A 16,240-nucleotide genomic window follows, 5' to 3' on the forward strand; every position below is an offset into this window, starting at 1 on the left:
AGCAAAGGGGCGCGGCTGCGGTTTCCCGCAGCCGCGCCCCCGTGTGTGTCGCGCGTTATTTAGTCAAGCGGCGCGGAACGCAGGTCGCTCACCTGTTGCGGCGAGATCGGCGTACCGTTGTTGCCCCACGACATCCGGATATACGTGACGACTGCCGCGACTTCCTGGTTCGACAGCGACTGCGCGAACGGCGGCATCCCGTACGGACGCGGATTCTTGAACGTGCTCGGCGGATAGCCGCCATTCAGCACCATGCGGATCGGGTTGACCGCCGATTCCATCACGATCGAATGGTTGCCCGCGAGCGGCGGATACGCCGGCGGCTTGCCCGCGCCGGTTTCGGCGTGGCAGGTCGCGCAGTTGTCCGCGTAAATCTTCTTGCCCTGGTCGAACAGCGCGTTGCCGAATTGCTTCGACGGCTCGTACTGCATGTTCTTCGGCGCTTCAGCCTTCTGCGGGATCGACTTCAGGTACGTCGACATCGCGCGCGTATCTTCGTCGCTCATGTACTGCAGGCTGTTGTGCACGACGTCGGCCATCGGGCCGAACACCGCACCCTTGTTCGACACGCCGGCCTGCAGCAGGTCCGACAGCTCCTGCACGTGCCAGTCGCCGAGGCCGAGTTCCTTGTCGTTCGTCAGCGACGGCGCATACCAGTTCTGCAGCGGAATCAGGCCGCCCGCGAAGGCCGCCGAGCTCACCGGGCCGCCCATCATGTTGATCGACGTGTGGCACATCGAGCAGTGGCCGAGGCCTTCGACGAGGTACGCGCCGCGGTTCCACTCGACCGACTTGGTCGGATCCGGCTTGTATTCGCCTTCCTTGAAGAACAGCGTGCGCCAGCCGATCAGCAGGTTGCGGTTGTTGAACGGGAACTTCAGTTCATGCGGACGGCTCGGCACCGAGACCGGCGGGACCGAACGCAGGTACGCGTAGATCGCGTCCGAGTCGGCGCGCGTGACCTTCGTGTAGCTCGCGAACGGGAAGCCCGGGTAGAGCAGGCTGCCGTCCTTCGAACGGCCGGTGTGCATCGCGCGGTAGAAGTCGTCCGACGTCCACTTGCCGATACCGTCCTTGTCGTCCGGCGTGATGTTCGGCGTGTACATCGTGCCGAACGGCGTCGCCATCGGCAGGCCGCCCGCGAACGACTTGCCGCCGCGCACGGTGTGGCACGCGATACAGTCGCCGACGCGCGCGAGGTATTCGCCCTTCTTGATCAGCGCGGCCTGGTCGGCCGGCGTGGCCGCGACGGCAGCGTTGCCGTGCAGCGTGTCGTTGCCCGGCCAGAGGACCGGCACGAGGGCGGCAGCCGCGACGATCGCGACGGCCGAGAGTGCAAACAGGGACTTGCGTTTCATTGTGTCTGTCTCCCTTGCCTTATTGCGGTTCGCTGCCGCAGGCGAGCGGAGTCTTCATCGAACGCGCCGGGGCCGGCACGGGGTTGGCGGGCGCCGGTTGCGCGGCGAGCCATGCGGTCACGGCCGTCACGTCTTCGTCCGACAGCTTCGACGCGATCTCGTGCATGCAATCCGGTGCCTTCGCGTGGCGGTTGCCCGAGCGCCATGCGCCGAGCTGTGCGCTCAGGTAATCGGCGTGCAGGCCGACGAGGCCCGGGATCGCCGGCTGCATGCCGGTCAGCCCCGCGCCGTGGCAGGCCACGCAGGCCGGCAGCTTGCGCGACGGATCGCCTTGCGTGACGAGCTGCTTGCCGCGCGCGAGCGTGGCGGCCGGCAGCGTCGGCTTGGCCGGCGTCGGGTACGGCGGACGCTCGGCCGAGAAGTGCTCGGCGATCTCTTTCAGGTAATCGTCGTTCAGGTACGTCAGCAGATAGTTCATCGGCGGGTACTTGCGCCGGCCATCACGGAAGTTGACGAGCTGGTTGTACAGGTACTCCGCCGGCTTGCCGGCAAGTCGCGGGAAATAGTCGTTGTCCGTACCCTGGCCGTGAACGCCATGGCATGCGGTACAGCCGCGCACACGCTCGGCCATCGTATCGGGTGCCTTGAGCGGCGCCTGCTGGGCGTGCGCTTGCTCCGTGGGCTTGGTCTGCGCTTGAGCAGCGCTCGTAAGGCCCGCGCCACCGATCAGGAGAACGGCAAGCAACGGACGGAAGAGGCGTCTTGAAGACACACGAGACTCCATGTTTATTCGTCGGGGACCTGTCCGGGCTACGATCGGCTCGGCGCATGGACGGCAGGACAGCCGGGCTGCTGCGACGCGGCATTCTATCATCGATGGGTAATGACGGCTATTTGGCAAAAGGACATCGGTTCCTGCCTGTTTGCGACTTGCGACAATTTGACGCGCTTCGTACACGGGTTGTGTGAACCGGCGTGCGCTTTGACCATCGAAGACCGTACACTCGCGGGTCGCGCGGCGCCGCCTCCGCCGCAGACCCAGTCATTTCTCCCGTTTCCGGATTCATCGATGACGTTCCCTACCGTGCCGTTGCCGTCTTCCCGCTGTCGTTCCACTTGCCGCCGCGTTGCGGGCCGGCCGTTCCCGGGAGGGCGCGCGCGATGAGGATCGACAGCTTGTGGATCGGACAGGTCGCGCTGGCGGCATTGATGGACGCGACGTTCGCGATGGCCGTCGGCTCGGCGCTGCTCAAGGCGTGGCTCGGCAAGGACGGCGCGCGACCGGTCGTCGCGCCGTCGCATCCCGCATGGCTGCGCGCGCAACATTCGCTGGTCGCGGCGGCGCTGGCGCTCGTGCTCGCCGATCTCGGCTGGCTGGTGTATGAAGCGGCGTCGATGAGCGGCGCGGGGCTCGGCGGCGCATTCGCCGCGATTCCCGTCATGCTCGCGCAGACGCACACGGGCTTCGCATGGAGCGTCGCGTTCGCCGGCGCCGTCGTGCTCGCGATCGTCGCGCTGGCAAAGCCGGAGGGCCCGGTCGCGCATGCGGTGCTGTGGCTCGCGGTGATCGTGGTCGCGGCCGGCAAGGCGTCGCTCGGCCATGCGGCCGACACCGGCCCGCTGTCCGCAGCGGTCGGCGTGCAGACGCTGCACCTGCTCGCCACCGCGGTGTGGGGCGGCCTCGTGCTCGCGGGCGGGCTCGCGGTGCTGCCGGTGCTCGGCTCGTCGGTCGCGCGCGGCGCGCTGATCCGGATCGGCCAGCAGCTGTCGCGTACCTCGACGATCGCGGTCGTGTTCGTGCTCGGCACGGGCGTGCTCAATGCGCTGCGCGGGCTCGGCGGCTCGCTCGCGCCGCTCGACGGCACCACGTGGGGGCGCGTGCTGCTGCTCAAGCTGCTGCTCGTCGCGCTCGCGCTCGTGCTCGGCGGGTTGAACCGCTTCTCGGCGCTGCCGCGCCTGCGCCGGACCGCGTCGACCGAAGACGCGCACACGTTCCGCAACATCCTGCATCTCGAGGCGCTGACGATGATCGGCGTGTTCGTCGCGGCCGCCGTGCTGTCGTTCAGCGTGCCGGGGTTCGCGGCGCTCGGCTGACGGCCGGGGCGGCGCGGTGCCGGGCCGGGTGCCCGCGCGTCGCGTGCTGCAGATGCAAAAACGGCCGCCTGTCGGGCGGCCGTCTCGAAGCCGTTGCGCGGCATGCACGCCGTGCAACGCACCTCATCTCACTTCCGCATCACCACTCGGCGACGCTGCCGTCCGCGTGACGCCACACCGGGTTGCGCCAGCGATGCCCCGTCTTCGCCATCTCGCGCACTTTCTCCTCGTTGACGTCGATGCCGAGCCCCGGGCCCTGCGGGATCGCGACGAAACCGTCTTCGTAGCGGAATACCTCGGGATTGCGCAGGTAGTCGAGCAGGTCGTTGCCCTGGTTGTAGTGAATGCCGAGGCTCTGTTCCTGGATGAACGCGTTGTAGCTCACCGCATCGAGCTGCAGGCACGCGGCCAGCGCGATCGGGCCGAGCGGGCAGTGCAGCGCGAGCGCGACGTCGTAGCTTTCCGCGAGCGTCGCGATCTTGCGGCACTCGGTGATGCCGCCCGCGTGCGACGCATCGGGCTGGATGATGTCGACGTAACCGCCCGCGAGGATGTGCTTGAAGTCCCAGCGCGAGTAGAGCCGCTCGCCGAGCGCGATCGGCGTGTTGGTCTGGTTGACGATGTCGCGCAGCGCCTCGGCGTTCTCCGACAGCACCGGCTCCTCGATGAACATCAGCTTGTACGGATCGAGCTCCTTCGCGAGCACTTTCGCCATCGGCTTGTGCACGCGGCCGTGGAAGTCGACGCCGATCCCGACGTGCGGGCCGACCGCGTCGCGCACCGCCGCGACGTTCGCGATCACCTGCTCGACCTTGTCGTAGGTGTCGACGATCTGCAGCTCTTCGGAGCCGTTCATCTTCACGGCCTTGAAGCCGCGCTCGACCACCGCGCGCGCGTTGTTCGCGACGTCGCTCGGCCGGTCGCCGCCGATCCACGAATACACCTTGATGCGGTCGCGCACCTGGCCGCCGAGCAGCGCGTGCACGGGCACGCCGTGATGCTTGCCCTTGATGTCCCACAACGCCTGGTCGACACCCGCGATCGCGCTCATCGTGATCGGGCCGCCGCGGTAGAAGCCGGCGCGATACATCACCTGCCAGTGATCCTCGATCAGCAGCGGATCCTTGCCGACCAGATAATCGGCGAGTTCGTGCACGGCGGCCTCGACCGTGTGCGCGCGGCCCTCGACGACCGGTTCGCCCCAGCCGACGATCCCTTCGTCGGTTTCGATCTTGAGGAACAGCCAGCGCGGCGGGACGACGAAGGTTTCGAGGCGGGTGATTTTCATGTCGCGAGTCTCCAGGGGTGGCCGGCGCGGACATGCCGATACGGCGCCGGTCGAATGCGTGACGGTTATCCTAGCGTAGCCCGATAAAAAATAGTATTAATAGCACTATTGTGCAGATAGTGGGCAGCCGCGGCGTTGCCCGTCACCGGAGAACGATCATTCAACGCGACCTGCATGGACAGACGGCCTTCCGGCTGGCGACGGCGATCCTGCGCGGCGACTATCCGCCCGAATCGCTGCTGCCGCGGGAGCCGGACCTGATGGAGATGTTCGGCGTGAGCCGCACGGTGCTGCGCGAGGCACTGCGCACGCTGACGTCGAAGGGGCTGGTCGAATCGCGACCGAAGGTCGGCACGCGCGTGCGGCCGCGCCGCGCATGGAATCTGCTCGACGCCGACCTGCTCGACTGGTACGCGCGTGTCGCGCCGCCGCTCGGGTTCGCGCTGAAGCTGCAGGAGATGCGCGAGATGATCGAGCCGCATGCGGCCGCGCTGGCCGCGCGCGCGCACGGGCCGGGCGCCTTCGACGCGATCGAGGACGCGGTGCGCGCGATGGCCGCCGCGCGCAACGTGGACGAATGGGTGCGCGCGGACCTGCGCTTTCACCTGAGCGTGCTGGAAGCCGGCGGCAACGAGCTGCTGGTGCCGCTCGGCGCGCTGATCGATCGCACGCTCGAGGCGCAGCTGCATCTGAACGCGCGCCGGGCGCACGTGTTCAATGCGTCGCTCGCCGAGCACGCGGCCGTCAGCGACGCGATTCGCGTGCGCGACGAGGACGGCGCGCGCCGCGCGATGGCGTCGCTGCTCGCGGTGACGCGCGCGCGGATCGAGTTGTCCTGACGGGAAGGGCGGTGCGGGCCGTCAGTGGTTCGCGCAGCCGCCCGGCTTCAGCACGCGTTGCGTCGACGCCGGATATTTCGCGAGCAGGCTCGCCGGACGGCGCGGCCGCACCACCAGGTCGCCGCCGCAGTTCGGGCAGCGGCCCTTCAGCACGTCGTCCGCGCAGGTCGCGCAGAACGTGCATTCGAAGGTGCAGATGCGTGCGTCCGGCGAATCGGGCGGCAGGTCCTTGTCGCAGCATTCGCAGCCGGGGCGCAGTTCGAGCATGGCGGTTTTCCTCGTGGTCGGAGTGGGTCGGGACGAGCGTCGCCGCACATTGCGCGCGACGCGGGTGCGCGCTACTGTACTCGCATGAACCGGCCCGGCCAACGGTGTCCCGCCGGGATGCCGTCGTCGCGCACGGGCCGCCCCGGGAGACGCCCATGCTTTATCGTGGAAGCTGTCACTGCGGCGACGTGAAGTTCGAGGCGGAAGGCGACCTGCAGGGCGTGCTGGCCTGCAACTGCTCGATCTGCCGGCGCAAGGGCGCGCTGATGTGGTTCGTGCCGCGCGATCACATGAAGCTCCTCACGCCCGACGAACATCTCGCGACCTATACGTTCAACAAGCACGTGATCCGCCATCGCTTCTGCAAGCGCTGCGGGATTCATGCGTTCGGCGAGGGTACCCATCCGGACGGCACCGCGATGGCCGCGATCAACGTGCGATGCCTCGAGGATGTCGATATCGACGCGCTGCCGGTCACGCACTACGACGGCCGCTCGCACTGAGCGGCGCGTCTCGCGCGAGCGCGCGCGCCGCCGTCAGGACGGCTCGACCGGCGCGGCCTGCGGCGCCGGCGTTTCCGCCTGCGGCGCCGGGCCCGCCGTGCGCGTGCCGGCCGTGACGGGACGCTCGATCAGCGGCGCGAGCGCCGGCGCCATCGACTTCAGCAGCTGGACGGCCATCGCGCTCGTGAAGTCGTAGCGTGCCGCGTACGGCTCGTGCGCGGTCGCCGTCAGCACGCCGAAGAAGCGGTCGCCGAGCACGAACACGAACGTGCCGCTGCGATTGACCTTGCGCGACTCGATCAGCCGCGCGCCGCGCGCGTAGACGTTGAAGCGCTGGTCGCCCGTCCCGGTCTTGCCGTACACCTGGAGCGTCTTGCCGTCCGGCAGCGTGAAGCCGCCCGCGAGACGCCGCGCGGTGCCGTTGAGCACGACGTCGCGCAGCAGCGTGCGCGCCACGTCGACGATCTCCGGCGACAGCATTGGCTGCGGCTGCGCGGCCGCGCGCACGAAGCGCGTTTCGTATGGCGTGCCCTTCGCGAAGTCGAGGCGCGTGATCGTCTCGGTCGGCGCCTTCTGGCCGCCGTTCGCGATCAGGCCGATCAGTTTCGCGAGCGCGTCGGGCTGGTCGCCCGATGCGCCGATCGCGGCCGCGTATGACGGCGTGACTTCCGCGAACGGGTAGCCGAGCGCACGCCACGCTTTCGTGATCTCCCCGTACGCGCGCAACTCGACCATGTGGCGAATGCGCCGGTCCTGGGTCGCGTGGTAGCGCGTCTTGTACAGCCACGAGTACGTGTAGAAGCGCGCATCGCGGCTGTCGCGCTGAACGTCGCCGAGCGGCGCGTTCGGGTGGGCGCGCAGATAGTTGAGCGTCCACAGCGCGAGCGGGTGGACGCTCGCGATATAGCCGCGATCGTTGAGGTTGAACCGGTCGATCGCGTACTTCGCGTAGAGCGCGGCGAGATCGTCGTCCGACAGCGTCGCGGCCGGCGTGCCCTTCAGCTGCGCGCGCATCCGCGCGCTGAACCACGCGAGCGATTCGTTCGGCGCGACGCTGCGCAGCACCGTCGCGATCTTCGGCGGCGACTTGCGCACGTCCTGCAGCATCAGCGCGAGCGCGTCGTCGGGCGCCTTGCCCGCATAGCGCGTGTAGTAGCGCTTCACGTAGACCTTGCTTTCGCCGTCGACGAACTGCTCGAGGTAATGCTTGCGCTGCTCCGGATCGCCGAGCCACGACGACGACGGGCCGGCCGCCTGCAGCATCTCGTAATGGACGATGTCGCGCATCAGCCGCACGAACACGAGGTTGACCGAGTGCTCGAACGCCGCATGCAGCGTCAGGATGCGGCCGTTGTCGGATTTCTCGAAGTTCGAGAATACCTGCGCGCCGCCGCCCGTGTAGAACACGTCGGGGCTCGCCGAATACTTGCGTTCGACCGCCGCGTCGAGCATCGCCTGCAGCGAGCGATCGCGCGTATGCGACAGGTAATCGAGCGCCCAGCGCGACAGTCCGTCGATCGGGTCGGGCTTCACCTTCGCGAGTTGCGCGTTCGACAGGCTGCCGTAGCGCGCGTGCAGGTCGGAGACGATCTGCAGGTAGGTGATCAGCGTGCGCAGCTTCGCGGTCGAGCCGAGGTTGATGCGGCCGCCGCGGTTCACGTCGAACGGCTGGTTCACGCTGTCGGTCTGCACGCGCAGCATGTTCGCGCCGTTGCGGTGCTCGTACAGCGTGAAGCTGTACGTGAGGTGCGACGGGTCGTCCTTTGGCGCGAGCATCTCGAAGCCGTACAGGCCGGCGGCCTGCGCGCCGTCGCGGGTCGACGCCCGCGCGAGCCGTTCGGCGACCGCCTGCTGCACGCCGTTGTCGAGCGTGCTGGTGGCTTCGAGGTCGAGCTGGTCGAGCTGGTACAGGTCGCTGATCCCGAGTGCCGACAGCAGCGACGCGCGCGCGGACGACACGGCCTTGCGCGACACGAACGACTGCACGTGCGCGGCGGCCGGCGGCGCGCTGCGCTCGATCTGCGCGGCGAGCGCCGCATCGCGCAGCGCGGGCGAGATCACGCCGCCGTTCGACAGGAGCCGCAGGTAGCTGTCGGTCAGCTTCTGCAGCGCCGGATAGCCGCGATTCAGGAAGTACGACGGCGCGCGCTGCGCGATGATCAGCGACAGCACCTCGCGGAACGTCTTGCCCTGTTCGTCGACGTTGTCGCCGGTCGTCGGCGCGGACAGGATCCGGTTCACGTCGTTGAAGTCGCGGCCGTACCACGCGGCGAGACCGTCGCCGATGCCGGTGATTTCACCCACGTGCGGCCGCGCGGCGAGCGGCACCGAGTTCAGGTAGCGCACCAGGATCGCGCGCCGCGCGAGCATCGTCTGCGGGCCGTTCAGGTACGCGAGAACGGACGCGGACGCGATCTGCCGCAGCTTTTCCGGCGGCGTCGCGGTGCGGCCGTCGGGCGAATGGCGGAACTTCTCGATCTGCGTCGCGAGCGTGCTGCCGCCGGGACGCGCCTGATGATGGTTGACGACGTGCATCGCCTGGTCGGCGAGCGCGCGGCTGAAGCGTCCCCAGTCGATCGCCGGATTGCGGTTCGGCTGGTTCGCGTCGAGCAGGTAGCGATCCTCGATGAACAGCAGCGAATCCGCGATCACGCGCGGCACCGTGTCGAAGTCGGCGTAGACGCGCTGCGGGAACACGGTCGCGAACAGCGGCGCGCCGGTCGAGTCGAACAGCATCAGCCCGGCCTGGTCTTTCTCTTCGTAAGGCAGGAACAGGCCGTGATCGGCGAGCGACAGCATTCGTTGCGAATCGCGCGCCTGCTTGCCGACGACGAAGCCGCGCGCGAGCAGATGCTGCTGGAACGCGGGAATCATCGCGTAGCCGAGGCGCTGGTCGTATGGCCCGTTGGCGGGGAAGCGGATGTGGTCGCTTGCGCCGGCCTCGACGGTGTAGCCGACGTCGCGCGTGAGCTCGGACAGGTAGTGCGCCTGCAGGCGCGATGTCGCGATCTCGGTCATCACGAGTCGCGCGACGATCGCGATCGCGATCACCAGCGCGGCCAGCAAGGACCACTTGATCCACGTCCAGACCGAGGCACTACCGGTCACGCGCGGCAGGATGCGATTCAGCGGCCGATTCATGGCGGCGTCTCCCTGAAGGCGCAGGCTCCGGCCGCACCTCATTAAGGATTAGTGTAGTCCTCCGCAGCGGGCTGCCAAGGGCGGTTCACTACCGAGATGCGTCGACGCAACGCACATGCCTGTGACGTGCGGCAATGGGCGGTGCGATGCGGTGGCGCGTGTCGCCGTGGCGTAACGTTTGCGCGCACCGCCCGGCCGCCGGGAACGACGGCGCGTGGCGGCGCCGGCGGCTCACGCACCGGTCTTGTGCATTGCCGTATCGACCGCAAATCGGGTCCGATCCTGTCCGAATCCGTTGCCGGTGCGTGAAGACGCTACGGGTTTCCGCGATAGCCGGGTGCACCGGCCGCAGGTACGATCGCCCGATGTGCAGCGCATGTCCGCATGCATCGGGGGCGCCATGTCGATCCATCCCGTCGCGCTCGTTTGCACGACGATCCTGGGGTTGCTGCTGTTCGGGCTCGGCCTGATCGTGTCCGTTGCGCGCTTCCGGCGCACCACCGGTTCCGGATGTGCGTCCGATCCGGCCGACGGGTTGCACAAGATCGTGCGCGCGCACGGCAACACGGCCGAATACGCGCCGTTTCTCGCGGTGCTGTTTCTCTATTTCGGCGCACACGACCCGTCGCGCGCGATCGTCTCGCTGATCGTCGCGGCAACCGCGTGCCGCTGTCTGCTCGTGATCGGACTGCTCGCGTGGCCGACGATGGACAGGCCGAATCCCCTGCGTTTCATCGGCGCGCTCGGCACGTATCTGTGCGGCGCCGCGCTTTGCGTCGCGCTGTTCGTCTGAGCGGCTTCGCGGGATCGTGCCGGCGCACGGCTTCGACGAAGCAGTGAATCAGCCAGTCGCACGCGATCGCGATCATCCGCTCGCGTATCGAGTCGGCCTCCATGAAGTGCTTCGGCGTGCATGACACGGTGTCGGCGTACGACGACACCGTGAACGCCGCGCTGAACGACGTGCATTCGACGATCGGCCGCGCGGTGATATCCTCGCGAAACGCCCGCGACCGACGGGCGGATACCGACTGCCCGCGCGCGGCCCGATGCCGCGCTGCGCGGCGTTTCCGAGGGAGAGCCGAAGCATGAGCCGCAAATTCATCCTGAAGGGCGACACGACCGACCATGGCGGTGTCGTGCTCGACGGAATCGCCAATTCGTCGTTCGACGGCCGCGAACTCGCCTATCTCGGCGCGCCGGTGTTCTGCGCCGCGTGCAAGACCCAGGGCGTGATCGTGTCCGACGGCGGCGAGCGGACGATGACCGTGATGGGCAAGGTCGTCGCGCTCGAACACGACCTGTGCCAGTGCCTGTGCACGCCGCAGCCGAAGCTGATCCCGTCGCAGGGGACGGGCACCATCTCGGGCTGACGCCCGCCGTCAGTCGCTGCCTTCGGTCTCGATCACGAGGATGCGCGCTTCGCCGAGCGGGTGCGCGACGTGTTCGGTGCCGATCGTCGCGTGGAAGACGTCTCCCGTCTCGAGCACCGTCGCGTGCTCGACACCTGCTGCGCGGTAGCGCATCTCGACACGGCCGTCGAGCACCGCGAAAACCTCCTCGCCGTCATTCACATGCCAACGGTATGGCCGATCGGTCCAGTGCAGGCGGACCGTGATGCCGTTCAGGTTCGCGATGTCCAGCGCCCCCCACGGGCGTTGCGCGGTGAATGCGGTGCTGCGGATGATGTTCATCGATAGGTCCGGTCCGTCAATGCGAATGCTGCGGAGTCGGGCAGGCTGCTTGGCCGCGCGGCCCGCCCGCCCTTCGGTTTTCGTGTGCTTGTCTTCAGCGGGACATCGCGCGCAACGCCGCGTCGATCGTCTGCCTGCGCTTCTCCAGCCCTGCCGCCGAGCGCTCGGTCACGCGCTTCAGCACCGACGCCGGCGCCGTATCCGGCGAGCCCGCATCGAACGGCGGCGCGGGCGCGTATTCGAGCGCCAGTTGGATCGACTGCGCCTCTTCGTCGCCGACGAGTTCGGCGGCGATCGTCAACGCGAAGTCGATGCCGGCCGTCACGCCGCCGCCGGTGATCAGGTTGCCGTCGCGCACCACGCGCTCGCGCACGGGCACCGCCCCGAGCGGCGCGAGCAGCGAATGAAATGCCCAGTGCGTCGTCGCGCGGCGGCCGCGCAGCAGGCCGGCCACGCCGAGCAGCAGCGCACCCGTGCAGACCGACGTCACGTAGCGCGCGGCGCCCGCGCGCTGCTGCACGAACGCGATCGTTTCGGCATCGAGCAGCAGATCGTTGATGCCGATCCCGCCGGGCACGCAGATCACGTCGAGCGGCGGGCAATCGTCGAACGTGCAGGTCGGCGCGAGCGCGAGGCCGCTGCTCGACGTGACGGTGTCGCGCGATTTCCAGACCAGATGGACGGTCGCGTCGGGCAACGACGCGAGCACGTCGTGCGGGCCGGTGAGATCGAGTTGCTGGACGCCGGGAAACACGAGAAGGCCGATATGCAGGGTCATGCGAACGCTCCGAAGGGAAGGGGATGCGCCACGGCCGGCGCACGATGGACAGATCGATTCTAGGCGCGTAGTGTTTGGCGAAATTGCCATATCACCCACGTTTTCAGCCAATCGCCATGCCTGCCGCTTCGCGCTCGATCATCGTCCTCGCGTTCCCCCGTGCGCAGTTGCTCGACGTGACCGGGCCGCTGCAGGTGTTCGCATCCGTCAACGAACTCGCGCAGGAGCGCGGGCAGCCCGTGCCGTATGCGCCGCGTGTCGTCGCCGCGGAGGCGGGGCCGGTCGAGACGTCTTCCGGCCTCGTGGTGATGGCCGATTCGCTGCGCTCGGCCGGGCGGCCCGATACGGTGATCGTGGCCGGCGGCAAGGGCGTGCACGCCGCTTCGCGGGATGCGCGGACGGTGCGCTGGGTCCGGCAGCAGGCGCAGCGCGCGCGACGTGTCGCATCGGTCTGCACCGGCGCGTTCCTGCTCGCCGAGGCCGGCCTGCTCGACGGGCGGCGCGCGGTCACGCACTGGGCGCGCTGCGACGAATTCGCGGCGCGCTATCCGAACGTGCGCGTCGAGCCCGATCCGATCTTCATCCGCGAAGGCGCGTTGTGGACGTCGGCCGGCGTGACGGCCGGCATCGATCTCGCGCTCGCGCTGGTCGAGGAGGATCTCGGGCGGGCGATCGCGCTCGACGCCGCGCGCGAGCTCGTCGTGTTCCTGAAGCGGCCGGGCGGGCAGGCGCAGTTCAGCGCGATGTTGTCGATGCAACGTACCGACGACCGCTTCGGCGAACTCCATGCGTGGATCGCCGAGCACCTGACGGCCGACTTGTCGGTGCCGGCGCTTGCCGAGTGCGTCAGCATGAGCGAGCGCAGCTTCCTGCGTCACTACCGCGCGGGCACCGGCCGCACGCCCGCGCGCGCGGTCGAGCAGATTCGCGTCGAGGCCGCGCAGCGTCTGCTCGGCGAAACCGCGTGGCCCGTCAAGCGGATCGCCACGCGGTGCGGTTTCGGCTCGGAGGAGACGTTGCGGCGCAGTTTCGTGCGCGTGCTCGGCGTGTCGCCGCAGGGCTATCGCGAGCGGTTCGTGCGGTAACGTGCCGGTGAGCGGTGAGCGGTGAGCGGTGAGCGCGCCGCGCATGGCGACCGGGGATGGAGCCGTCGCGTCAGGAACTGCACGGATCCGGATCACTTTCCAGTCCGAAACGCTGCGACTATTCAGAAGTGGCAAACAATAGGCGGGGGCTTGTGCCGCGCGGGTTGCGCGCTCTATTCTGTTCCGTTGGCGATTCGAAGGGGGCGCAGCATGGACCGCATTCAGGCAATGGAAGTTTTCACCCGCGTGGTCGACGCGAACAGCTTCACGCGCGCGGCCGACACGCTCGCGATGCCGCGCGCGTCGGTGACGACCATCATCCAGAATCTCGAGGCGCTGCTCGGCGTGCGTCTGATGCACCGGACGACGCGGCGGCTGTCGCTGACGCCGGAGGGCGCCGCGTATTACGAGCATTGCATGAAGATCATCTCGGAGATCGCGGAAGCCGACGCGAGTTTCCAGACCGGCAACCGCAAGCCGAGCGGCGTGCTGCGCGTCCACATGCCGAGTTCGCTCGGGCGGCGCGTCGTGTTGCCGGCGCTGTCGATCTTCCGGCAGCGCTATCCGGACATGACGCTCGACCTCGGCTTGTCGGACCGTTACGTGGATCCGGTCGAGGAGGGCATCGACTGCATGATCCGGGTCGGGCCGCTCGAGGATTCGTCGATGGTCGCGCGGCGGATCGGGATGCTCAAGCGCGTGACCTGCGCATCGCCCGACTATCTCGCGCGCCACGGCGAGCCGCAGGAGATCGCCGACCTGGCCGACCATCATGCGGTGAATTTCCGCGCGAGCCACGGTGCACGGGCGATTCCGTGGGTGTTCATGATCGAGGGCAAGCCGGTCGAGGTGCGGATGAACGGCAGTGTCACCGTCAACGATTCGGATGCGTACGTGACGTGCGGGCTCGAAGGGTTCGGGATGATCCAGCCGACGCTGTTCATGGTGCTGCCGCACCTGCGCGACGGCTCGCTGGTCGAGGTGCTGCCCGACTGCAATCCGAAGCCCAAGCCGATCTCGATCGTGTATCCGCACAACCGGCATCTGTCGCAGAAGGTGCGCGTGTTCGCGGACTGGATCGCGGAGCTGTTCGAGTCGACGCCGGCGCTGGAGGGCGGGGAGAACTGGCGGGGGAAGGTGCGGGCGGAGGTGCCCGACGCGCAGCGCGGGGCGGTGGTGGCATGACGCGCGGGACGCACGCCTGACGGACAGGCGGCGCGCGAATCCGTGCCTGCCCGGATGAGGCAATGAAAAAAGCCGCTGATCCTTTCGGAACAGCGGCTTTTCGCATTTGGTGGCGAATCAGGGACTCGAACCCCGGACCTGCGGATTATGATTCCGTCGCTCTAACCGACTGAGCTAATTCGCCGAAGACTTGAATTATGTAGATGTGCCGTCGGGCTGTCAACACCTTTTTTCACTTTCCTGAAAAAAGGTGCCGGCGGCAGGCGCCGGCACGGGTTGCGGGCGGGGGTGCCGCCCGCGCCCGACCTCAATCCTGCGCGTAGATGTTCGAGTTCTTCGTGTCCTTGACGAACAGCAGACCGATCACGAACGTGACCAGCGCGATCACGATCGGATACCAGAGCCCCGAATAGATGTTGCCCTTCGCCGCGACGATCGCGAACGCGGTCGCCGGCAGGAAGCCGCCGAACCAGCCGTTGCCGATGTGATACGGCAGCGACATCGACGTGTAGCGGATGCGCGTCGGGAACATCTCGACCAGCATCGCCGCGATCGGGCCGTAGACCATCGTCACGTAGATCACGAGGATCGTCAGGATCACGATCGTCATCGGCCAGTTGAGCTGCGACGGGTCGGCCTTCGCCGGGTAGCCGGCCGCCTTCAGCGTCGACGCGAGCGTCTTGTCGAACGCCGCGCCCTGAGCCTTCGCGTCGGCCGCCTTGCCGTCATACGCGGGGATCACCGCATCGCCGACCTTGATCTGCGCGGTCGCGCCAGCCGGCGCCGCGACGTTCTCGTAGTTCAGGCCGGCCTTCGCGAGCGCGCTCTTCACGATGTCGCACGAGCTCGTGAACTTCGACGTGCCCACCGGGTTGAACTGGAACGAGCAGGTGGCCGGATCGGCGAGGACCGTGATCGGCGCCTTCTGCGTCGCGAGTTCGAGCTGCGGGTTCGCGTAGTGCGTGAGCGCCTTGAACAGCGGGAAGTAGGTCAGCGCCGCGATCAGGCAGCCCGCGAGGATGATCGGCTTGCGGCCGATCTTGTCCGACAGCGACCCGAAGAACAGGAAGAACGGCGTGCCGATCAGGAGCGCGATCGCGATCAGGATGTTCGCGCTGGCACCGTCGACCTTCAGCGTCTGCGTGAGGAAGAACAGTGCGTAGAACTGGCCCGTGTACCACACGACGGCCTGGCCGGCGGTCAGGCCGACGAGCGCGAGGATCACGATCTTCAGGTTCTTCCACTGGCCGAACGCTTCGGTCAGCGGCGCCTTCGACGTCTTGCCTTCCGCCTTGATGCGCAGGAACACCGGCGATTCGTTCAGCTGCAACCGGATCCACACCGACACCGCGAGCAGCAGGATCGACGCGACGAACGGCACGCGCCAGCCCCAGTTGCCGAACGCTTCCTCGCCGATGAACGTGCGCACGCCGAGGATCACGAGCAGCGACAGGAACAGGCCGAGCGTCGCGGTCGTCTGGATCCATGCCGTATAGAAGCCGCGACGGTTCGCCGGCGCATGCTCGGCGACGTAGGTCGCCGCACCGCCGTACTCGCCGCCGAGCGCGAGGCCCTGCAGCAGCCGCATCGCGATGAAGATCACCGGCGCCGCGATGCCGATCGATGCGTAGCCGGGCAGGAAGCCGACCACGAAGGTCGAGATGCCCATGATCACGATCGTCACGAGGAACGTGTGCTTGCGGCCGACGAGGTCGCCGAGCCGGCCGAACACGATCGCGCCGAACGGACGCACGGCGAAGCCCGCCGCGAAGCCGAGCAGTGTGAAGATGAATGCGGCGGTCGGATTGACCCCGGAGAAGAAGCTCTTGCTGATGTAGGCCGCGAGTGATCCGGCCAGATAAAAGTCGTACCACTCGAACACGGTGCCGAGCGACGACGCGAAGATCACCTTCTTCTCTTCGCCCGTCATCGGCGAGTGCGAAATTTGCTCGCCTAACGTTGCCATGAATCGTCTCCAAGTCCCTTGATATAGATATGCGGCCACCTT

At 67.9% G+C, this 16,240-nt stretch carries 15 protein-coding genes and 1 tRNA gene; 7 read left to right on the forward strand and 9 right to left on the reverse strand.

What is annotated here, in order from left to right; all coding sequences use genetic code 11:
- Positions 1–59 precede the first annotated feature (59 nt).
- Together WS45_RS22385 and WS45_RS22390 are read right to left on the reverse strand one after the other, a co-directional pair.
- Entirely contained in the window at positions 60–1,358 is a 1,299-nt protein-coding gene (locus tag WS45_RS22385; protein ID WP_059528091.1) for a c-type cytochrome, read from the reverse strand.
- Between the two features lie 19 nt (positions 1,359–1,377).
- Positions 1,378–2,142, reverse strand: coding sequence for a c-type cytochrome (locus tag WS45_RS22390; protein ID WP_059528087.1), 765 nt, complete (start codon positions 2,140–2,142; stop codon positions 1,378–1,380).
- Between the two features lie 377 nt (positions 2,143–2,519).
- On the opposite strand from WS45_RS22390, the gene WS45_RS22395 reads away from it, so the two are divergent.
- Entirely contained in the window at positions 2,520–3,452 is a 933-nt protein-coding gene (locus tag WS45_RS22395) for a copper resistance D family protein (protein WP_059528083.1), read from the forward strand.
- 139 nt (positions 3,453–3,591) lie between these two features.
- Here the strand turns inward: WS45_RS22395 and dgoD are convergent, their stop codons facing one another.
- Entirely contained in the window at positions 3,592–4,740 is a 1,149-nt protein-coding gene (gene dgoD, locus WS45_RS22400) for a galactonate dehydratase (RefSeq protein ID WP_040144789.1), read from the reverse strand.
- Positions 4,741–4,859: 119 nt separating this feature from the next.
- On the opposite strand from dgoD, the gene WS45_RS22405 reads away from it, so the two are divergent.
- Positions 4,860–5,579: a FadR/GntR family transcriptional regulator gene (locus WS45_RS22405; protein ID WP_257140585.1), complete on the forward strand. Its 720-nt coding sequence runs from the start codon at positions 4,860–4,862 to the stop codon at positions 5,577–5,579.
- Positions 5,580–5,600: 21 nt separating this feature from the next.
- On the opposite strand, the gene WS45_RS22410 is transcribed toward WS45_RS22405, so the two are convergent.
- Positions 5,601–5,846 carry a DUF1272 domain-containing protein gene (locus WS45_RS22410; RefSeq protein ID WP_059528077.1) on the reverse strand — a complete coding sequence of 82 codons (246 nt, stop codon included), beginning with the start codon at positions 5,844–5,846 and terminating at the stop codon, positions 5,601–5,603.
- 155 nt (positions 5,847–6,001) lie between these two features.
- Between WS45_RS22410 and WS45_RS22415 the strand changes: the two genes are divergently transcribed.
- The gene (locus tag WS45_RS22415) at positions 6,002–6,349 is read left to right on the forward strand and encodes a GFA family protein (protein ID WP_059690634.1); all 348 of its coding nucleotides are present in this window, start codon (positions 6,002–6,004) and stop codon (positions 6,347–6,349) included.
- Positions 6,350–6,382: 33 nt separating this feature from the next.
- On the opposite strand, the gene WS45_RS22420 is transcribed toward WS45_RS22415, so the two are convergent.
- Positions 6,383–9,490 carry a biosynthetic peptidoglycan transglycosylase gene (locus tag WS45_RS22420; RefSeq protein WP_059701738.1) on the reverse strand — a complete coding sequence of 1,036 codons (3,108 nt, stop codon included), beginning with the start codon at positions 9,488–9,490 and terminating at the stop codon, positions 6,383–6,385.
- A 400-nt stretch (positions 9,491–9,890) separates the two neighbouring features.
- On the opposite strand from WS45_RS22420, the gene WS45_RS22425 reads away from it, so the two are divergent.
- Positions 9,891–10,283: an MAPEG family protein gene (locus WS45_RS22425; protein WP_059690632.1), complete on the forward strand. Its 393-nt coding sequence runs from the start codon at positions 9,891–9,893 to the stop codon at positions 10,281–10,283.
- Between the two features lie 295 nt (positions 10,284–10,578).
- Positions 10,579–10,863, forward strand: coding sequence for a PAAR domain-containing protein (locus tag WS45_RS22435; RefSeq protein WP_011657840.1), 285 nt, complete (start codon positions 10,579–10,581; stop codon positions 10,861–10,863).
- A 9-nt stretch (positions 10,864–10,872) separates the two neighbouring features.
- Here WS45_RS22435 and WS45_RS22440 read toward each other — a convergent pair whose 3' ends face one another.
- Both WS45_RS22440 and WS45_RS22445 read right to left on the reverse strand, forming a co-directional pair.
- Positions 10,873–11,184, reverse strand: a complete 312-nt coding sequence (locus WS45_RS22440; RefSeq protein ID WP_059528060.1) for a cupin — start codon at positions 11,182–11,184, stop codon at positions 10,873–10,875.
- A gap of 94 nt (positions 11,185–11,278) precedes the next feature.
- Complete coding sequence (locus tag WS45_RS22445) at positions 11,279–11,962, reverse strand: DJ-1/PfpI family protein (RefSeq protein WP_059701743.1); 684 nt, start codon at positions 11,960–11,962, stop codon at positions 11,279–11,281.
- Positions 11,963–12,078: 116 nt separating this feature from the next.
- On the opposite strand from WS45_RS22445, the gene WS45_RS22450 reads away from it, so the two are divergent.
- Together WS45_RS22450 and WS45_RS22455 are read left to right on the forward strand one after the other, a co-directional pair.
- Complete coding sequence (locus tag WS45_RS22450) at positions 12,079–13,047, forward strand: GlxA family transcriptional regulator (protein ID WP_059701745.1); 969 nt, start codon at positions 12,079–12,081, stop codon at positions 13,045–13,047.
- A gap of 210 nt (positions 13,048–13,257) precedes the next feature.
- Positions 13,258–14,232, forward strand: a complete 975-nt coding sequence (locus tag WS45_RS22455) for a LysR family transcriptional regulator (RefSeq protein ID WP_059690628.1) — start codon at positions 13,258–13,260, stop codon at positions 14,230–14,232.
- Between the two features lie 107 nt (positions 14,233–14,339).
- On the opposite strand, the gene WS45_RS22460 is transcribed toward WS45_RS22455, so the two are convergent.
- Both WS45_RS22460 and WS45_RS22465 read right to left on the reverse strand, forming a co-directional pair.
- Positions 14,340–14,416, reverse strand: a tRNA-Met gene (locus WS45_RS22460).
- Between the two features lie 123 nt (positions 14,417–14,539).
- Positions 14,540–16,198, reverse strand: a complete 1,659-nt coding sequence (locus WS45_RS22465) for an MFS transporter (protein WP_059701747.1) — start codon at positions 16,196–16,198, stop codon at positions 14,540–14,542.
- Positions 16,199–16,240 lie beyond the last annotated feature (42 nt).

Origin of the sequence: Burkholderia sp. RF2-non_BP3, assembly GCF_001522185.1 — a bacterium.
GTDB classification, from domain to species: Bacteria; Pseudomonadota; Gammaproteobacteria; order Burkholderiales; family Burkholderiaceae; genus Burkholderia; species Burkholderia diffusa.

Excerpts from the sequence above, each read along its gene's own strand:
- WS45_RS22445 (WP_059701743.1), bottom strand. The coding sequence starts at position 11,962 with ATGACCCTGCATATCGGCCTTCTCGTGTTTCCCGGCGTCCAGCAACTC.
- WS45_RS22425 (WP_059690632.1), top strand. The coding sequence starts at position 9,891 with ATGTCGATCCATCCCGTCGCGCTCGTTTGCACGACGATCCTGGGGTTG.
- WS45_RS22450 (WP_059701745.1), top strand. The coding sequence starts at position 12,079 with ATGCCTGCCGCTTCGCGCTCGATCATCGTCCTCGCGTTCCCCCGTGCG.
- WS45_RS22415 (WP_059690634.1), top strand. The coding sequence starts at position 6,002 with ATGCTTTATCGTGGAAGCTGTCACTGCGGCGACGTGAAGTTCGAGGCG.
- WS45_RS22435 (WP_011657840.1), top strand. The coding sequence starts at position 10,579 with ATGAGCCGCAAATTCATCCTGAAGGGCGACACGACCGACCATGGCGGT.
- WS45_RS22390 (WP_059528087.1), bottom strand. The coding sequence starts at position 2,142 with ATGGAGTCTCGTGTGTCTTCAAGACGCCTCTTCCGTCCGTTGCTTGCC.
- WS45_RS22465 (WP_059701747.1), bottom strand. The coding sequence starts at position 16,198 with ATGGCAACGTTAGGCGAGCAAATTTCGCACTCGCCGATGACGGGCGAA.
- WS45_RS22395 (WP_059528083.1), top strand. The coding sequence starts at position 2,520 with ATGAGGATCGACAGCTTGTGGATCGGACAGGTCGCGCTGGCGGCATTG.
- dgoD (WP_040144789.1), bottom strand. The coding sequence starts at position 4,740 with ATGAAAATCACCCGCCTCGAAACCTTCGTCGTCCCGCCGCGCTGGCTG.
- WS45_RS22385 (WP_059528091.1), bottom strand. The coding sequence starts at position 1,358 with ATGAAACGCAAGTCCCTGTTTGCACTCTCGGCCGTCGCGATCGTCGCG.
- WS45_RS22455 (WP_059690628.1), top strand. The coding sequence starts at position 13,258 with ATGGACCGCATTCAGGCAATGGAAGTTTTCACCCGCGTGGTCGACGCG.
- WS45_RS22440 (WP_059528060.1), bottom strand. The coding sequence starts at position 11,184 with ATGAACATCATCCGCAGCACCGCATTCACCGCGCAACGCCCGTGGGGG.
- WS45_RS22410 (WP_059528077.1), bottom strand. The coding sequence starts at position 5,846 with ATGCTCGAACTGCGCCCCGGCTGCGAATGCTGCGACAAGGACCTGCCG.
- WS45_RS22420 (WP_059701738.1), bottom strand. The coding sequence starts at position 9,490 with ATGAATCGGCCGCTGAATCGCATCCTGCCGCGCGTGACCGGTAGTGCC.